Here is a 4,923-nt window from a genome sequence, read left to right as displayed (position 1 = left end):
TCCTACGAAAACAATCCCTCAAGGAATCAGTGCATTGCTGGCATTTCATCCAGATGCTGCGCTTGATGCAAACCGGGAGTCCATGCAATCAGCGAGCAAAGATGTGAAAACAGGACAAGTTACATATGCAGTCCGTGATACACAGATTGATGGTATGACCATCGAAAAAGATAATTTCATGGGGATTGCCGATGGAACGATTAAAGCGTCTGCTGCGGACAAACTGGAAACAGTCAGATCATTGCTCGATGAAATGATTACGGAGGATGATGAGATTCTCACCATCTTACAGGGCGAAGATGCCAGTGATGACGATGTAAAAGTAATCGAAAAATATGTGGAAGATAAGTACGAAGACGTGGAAATAGAAGTACACAAAGGCAACCAGCCGATTTATTCGTTTATCTTATCAGTTGAATAGACCTGATAATTAAACATGAAAAGGCCTCCCTATCAGTCAGGGAGGCCTTCTTTTAGATGCCGATGATTTTCATAATAAAATGGAGCAGGAACAAACCAGATATAACCAACAGTATTCCTGACAGTTCTTTTTGTCTACTCATCGCTATTTTTACAACCGGATAGGCGATAAATCCGAATGCCATCCCGTCCGCAATGCTGTACGTAAACGGGATCATTGCGACAATCAGAAATGCCGGCAATGCTTCTGACATATCGTCCAGCGGGACATTCCGGAGATTCTGCGCCATCAATACGCCAACAATAATCAAAATCGGACTGATGGCTGTATTGGGTATCATGGAGATCCACGGAATGATAAACAATGTTGCCAGAAACAACAGACCTGCTGTAACGGCAGCTTTACCTGTTCTTCCATTAGATGTGATGACTGCAGCATTTTCCGCTGTTGAAACGGTCGGCGATGTCCCGAAAAATGCACTCATTAAAGCCGAAAAAGCCGTAACCTGGTAAGCCTTATTGTAACCGTCCTGTCGTTTCAGCATGTGGAGCTGACCGTGCAATAGTCCCATGTTTTCAAAAATGAGAATGATGGTCAGTGGAAAAACAGCCAGCCAAAAACCAGGTTCATTTAATGCCGTAAACGACGGGGAAATGAGTATGTCACTCACGTCGAAATGAATAGAACGTTTTGTTGTGTCCAGCACCCCGAACAAATAAGCGAGAATGGTTCCGGCAATCATCGTTACAAGGAAGTTGGCAGGGATATTTTTCATAAATAAAAATATCGCGACAAATAGGGTCAGCAAACTGACGATAAACACAGGCGACGTAAAGTCACCGATGGCAATGATTGTTTGTTCGCCGCTGACAACAAGACCACTCTTTTCCAAACCGATTAGAATTAGGAAAAAGCCAAGCCCTACGGTAATCGCATGTTTTAATGATTCGGGGATTGCCTTCTTTAATATCGTTCCCAGCCTCGTAAACGCCGTAATAAGAAACAGCACAGAGGCGACTAAAACAGCTGCTAAAGCCTCCTGGAATGAAAAACCGGCACTCTCGATAATGGAGTAGGCAAATAACGCATTAATGCCCATTCCAGGAATTAGAACCAATGGAAGTCTGGCAAACAGTCCCATCAGGATCGTTCCGGCAAAACTGGCAAGAATGGTAGCGGTCATCCCACTTTCCAGCGAGACTCCGGCTTCACTAAGAATGGACCCGTTCACTGCAACAATATAGACAGTTGTCAGGTAGCCGATTAGGCCGGCAGTAATTTCTGTACGCCACTTCCCATCGGTTCTCTGCATTTGTTTGTTGTCTTGTTCAGGCATGAGTATACCTCGATATGCAACTAGCCCTCTCCCACCCGATTATACATTCGAAAAGAGGTGTTCAAAAAGTCCGGTTTATCCTCGTTTTTGCACACGCACTAATTGTACAATCCACGAATGATTATTATAAAGGATTTTGTTATAATTAGTAAAGGAAATAAAATTTTATGGGGAATAGGCGGTGTTGTGTTGTGAAGTTTAATTCGGTCTTTGATATTATTGGTCCGGTTATGATTGGACCTTCCAGTTCACATACAGCAGGAGCAGCACGAATCGGAAAAGCAGCACGGAATTTATTTGGGAAAGAACCAACATGGGCGCGCATCCATTTATATGAATCATTTGCCAAAACCTATCAGGGCCACGGGACAGACTTTGCATTAGCAGGCGGTCTGCTCGGGTTTGAAACCGATGACCCTAGAATGAACAAGGCACTTGAGATTGCCGATGAACGAAATCTCGATATAGAATTTATTGAAGACAGTGCCGGTGTCAGTCATCCCAATACGGCACGGCTGATTATAGGAGATGACACAGAAAAAATCGAACTCGTCGGTATTTCCATTGGCGGCGGCAAAATTGAAATTACGGAACTGAATGGATTTGAATTGCGCTTATCCGGCAATCATCCGGCCATCCTTATCATGCATAATGATCGGTTTGGAGCCATCGCATCGGTTACGGAAATATTAGCGAAGCATGAAATTAATATCGGTCACATGGAAGTAAACCGGAAAGATGTTGGCAAGGAAGCGCTGATGGTAATAGAAGTGGATCAGAATGTGGATGACGGTGTGCTGAAAGAGCTTGAAAGCGCTGAGCATATCGAACAGATTGCTAAAATTTCCAGTTAATAGTGCGGACTGGGAGAGGAGAGTGTGCTATGTTTCGTTCAGCAGCTGAATTAGTTGAGATAGCAGAAAATGAAAATATATTGATTTCGGAAGTGATGATTCGCCAGGAAATGGAAATGAAAGAAAAATCGCGCGAAGAAGTTTTTTCCGAAATGGAAAAGAATCTGGATGTAATGGAAAAAGCGGTGGAAGACAGCCTGCAAGGGGTCGAGTCGGTTACGGGACTAACCGGCGGTGATGCGGTGAAAGTACAGGAATATATGAAAGAGAATACCCCACTATCCGGCCAAATTGTCATGGATGCGGTTAGCAAAGCGATGGGCACGAACGAGGTCAACGCCGCGATGGGAACGATTTGTGCAACACCGACGGCTGGCAGTGCGGGCTGTGTTCCCGGTACGCTGTTCGCAGTTAAAAATCAGCTGAATCCGACCCGAGAACAGATGATTCGTTATTTATTTACGTCAGGGGCCTTTGGTTTTGTCGTTGCCAATAATTCATTCATCTCGGGCGCTGCCGGAGGGTGCCAGGCAGAAGTTGGCTCGGCGGGGGCAATGGCGTCTGCGGCTATTGTCGAAATGGCAGGTGGAACTCCGCAGCAGTCGGCTGAAGCATTTGCTATGACATTGAAGAATATGCTTGGTCTTGTTTGTGATCCTGTCGCCGGTTTAGTGGAGGTTCCTTGTGTTAAGCGGAATGCCGGGGGCTCATCACTTGCAATTGTGTCAGCAGATATGGCATTGGCCGGGGTCACGAGCACGATTCCTTGTGACGAGGTTATCGGCGCAATGTACCGCATCGGAAAGCAAATGCCGTCAAGCCTCCGGGAAACAGGAGAAGGCGGACTTGCAGACACCCCGACAGGGCGGCTTTTAAAAGAGAAAATATTCGGAACGTCGGTTTAGAAAGTGTGAGCGAACGTGTTGAATGAACCAGTAACAGCGTTGAAAGGCATAGGAGAAAAATTCGCAGCAGATTTAGCGGAAATGGATATTCATACTGTGGAAGATGTATTGTTTCATTTTCCCTATCGTTATGACATATTTGAACTAAAACCATTAAATGAACTCATTCATGAGGATAAAGTGACGATTGAGGGAAGGATAGTCCACGAACCTTCCCTCAACTTTTATGGTAAGAAAAAATCCCGGCTTTCCTTTACGATTGAAGTGGAAGAAATAGCCGTAAAAGCAGTCATGTTTAATCGGGCGTTTGCCAAAAAGCAGCTCCATATTGGTGATACGGTCACATTGACAGGAAAATGGGATGCCCACCGGCTGCAAATTACCGTGAGTAATTTTAAGAAAGGACCGGCCGATCAGCAGGCATCCATTCAGCCGGTGTACTCTGTCAAAGGTGATGTAACAAGTTATAAAGTGAAAAAAGCTGTACGGACTGCTTTACAGACATACAAGGATGAACTGAATGAACTGCTGCCCGAGGTGTATTTGGAATCCTATAAATTGCCCGGCCGTAGAGAGGCAATAGCGGTGATGCATTTTCCGGAAAACAGAGTGCAGTTAAAGCATGCTAGGCGGCGTTTTATTTACGAAGAGTTTTTGCTGTTTCAGCTGAAAATGCAATTGCTGCGGAAATGGAACCGGGAATCGACGGAGGGGAATGCCCAATACTATGATCTGGAACGTATCAAGGAATTCATCGACAGTTTTCCGTTCGAGCTGACGGAAGCGCAGCAGAAAGCATTGAACCAGATTTTAACCGATATGAAATCTCCTTACCGAATGAGCCGGCTGCTGCAGGGGGATGTTGGTTCCGGTAAGACGGCCGTAGCAGAAGTTTGTCTTTATGCCTCGATTACAGCGGGAAAACAGGGAGCACTGATGGTTCCAACAGAAATTTTAGCTGAGCAGCATTTCCAATCCCTTCAGGAAACATTCGGTGAAAGGGCTTCAATTGTCCTTCTGACCGGATCTGTCAAGGGCAAAAAAAGGCGCGAGATGCTTGCAAAAGTGGAGAACGGTGAGATAGATATTGTCGTTGGAACGCACGCGCTTATTCAGGATGATGTTTATTTTCGTGATCTTGGCTTTGCGATTGTTGATGAGCAGCATCGGTTTGGCGTTGAGCAGCGCCGTGTATTGCGTGAGAAAGGGCTGAATCCGGACGTCTTGTTCATGACGGCAACACCAATTCCGCGGACACTCGCTATCACGGCCTTCGGGGATATGGACGTCTCCGTTATTAATGAGATGCCATCAGGACGGAAAGAAATCGAAACTTATTGGGCAAAAGAGAATACATTCGAACGTATTCTGCAATTCATCGGTCAACGAGTGCATGAAGGGGAACAG

At 45.5% G+C, this 4,923-nt stretch carries 4 protein-coding genes and 1 pseudogene; 4 read left to right on the top strand and 1 reads right to left on the bottom strand.

Translation table 11 applies throughout. The features are described 5' to 3' along the window. Window positions 1-421 (top strand): annotated as a pseudogene (locus tag ACFSUO_RS05875) (hypothetical protein); the annotation flags it as partial. A 52-nt stretch (window positions 422-473) separates the two neighbouring features. Here the strand turns inward: ACFSUO_RS05875 and ACFSUO_RS05870 are convergent. Then, the gene (locus tag ACFSUO_RS05870; RefSeq protein WP_382392018.1) at window positions 474-1,757 is read right to left on the bottom strand and encodes an NCS2 family permease; all 1,284 of its coding nucleotides are present in this window, start codon (window positions 1,755-1,757) and stop codon (window positions 474-476) included. A 191-nt stretch (window positions 1,758-1,948) separates the two neighbouring features. Here ACFSUO_RS05870 and sdaAB point away from each other — a divergent pair, with 191 nt between their 5' ends. The 3 genes from sdaAB to ACFSUO_RS05855 all read left to right on the top strand — a co-directional run. Then, a complete protein-coding gene (gene sdaAB, locus ACFSUO_RS05865) occupies window positions 1,949-2,611 on the top strand; it encodes an L-serine ammonia-lyase, iron-sulfur-dependent subunit beta (protein WP_382392016.1) in 663 nt (220 codons plus the stop codon). Between the two features lie 29 nt (window positions 2,612-2,640). Continuing rightward, complete coding sequence (gene sdaAA / locus ACFSUO_RS05860; RefSeq protein WP_382392014.1) at window positions 2,641-3,516, top strand: L-serine ammonia-lyase, iron-sulfur-dependent, subunit alpha; 876 nt, start codon at window positions 2,641-2,643, stop codon at window positions 3,514-3,516. 15 nt (window positions 3,517-3,531) lie between these two features. After that, on the top strand, window positions 3,532-4,923 hold a 1,392-nt coding region (locus ACFSUO_RS05855; protein ID WP_382392012.1), incomplete at its 3' end, for an ATP-dependent DNA helicase RecG.

This window comes from Lentibacillus juripiscarius (assembly GCF_042685205.1).
In the GTDB taxonomy this organism is placed as follows: Bacteria; Bacillota; Bacilli; order Bacillales; family Amphibacillaceae; genus Lentibacillus; species Lentibacillus juripiscarius.
The sequence above is the reverse complement of the archived record's forward strand: the minus strand, read 5'-3'. Positions and strand labels throughout refer to the sequence as shown.

Excerpts from the sequence above, each read along its gene's own strand:
- sdaAA (WP_382392014.1), top strand. The coding sequence starts at position 2,641 with ATGTTTCGTTCAGCAGCTGAATTAGTTGAGATAGCAGAAAATGAAAAT.
- ACFSUO_RS05870 (WP_382392018.1), bottom strand. The coding sequence starts at position 1,757 with ATGCCTGAACAAGACAACAAACAAATGCAGAGAACCGATGGGAAGTGG.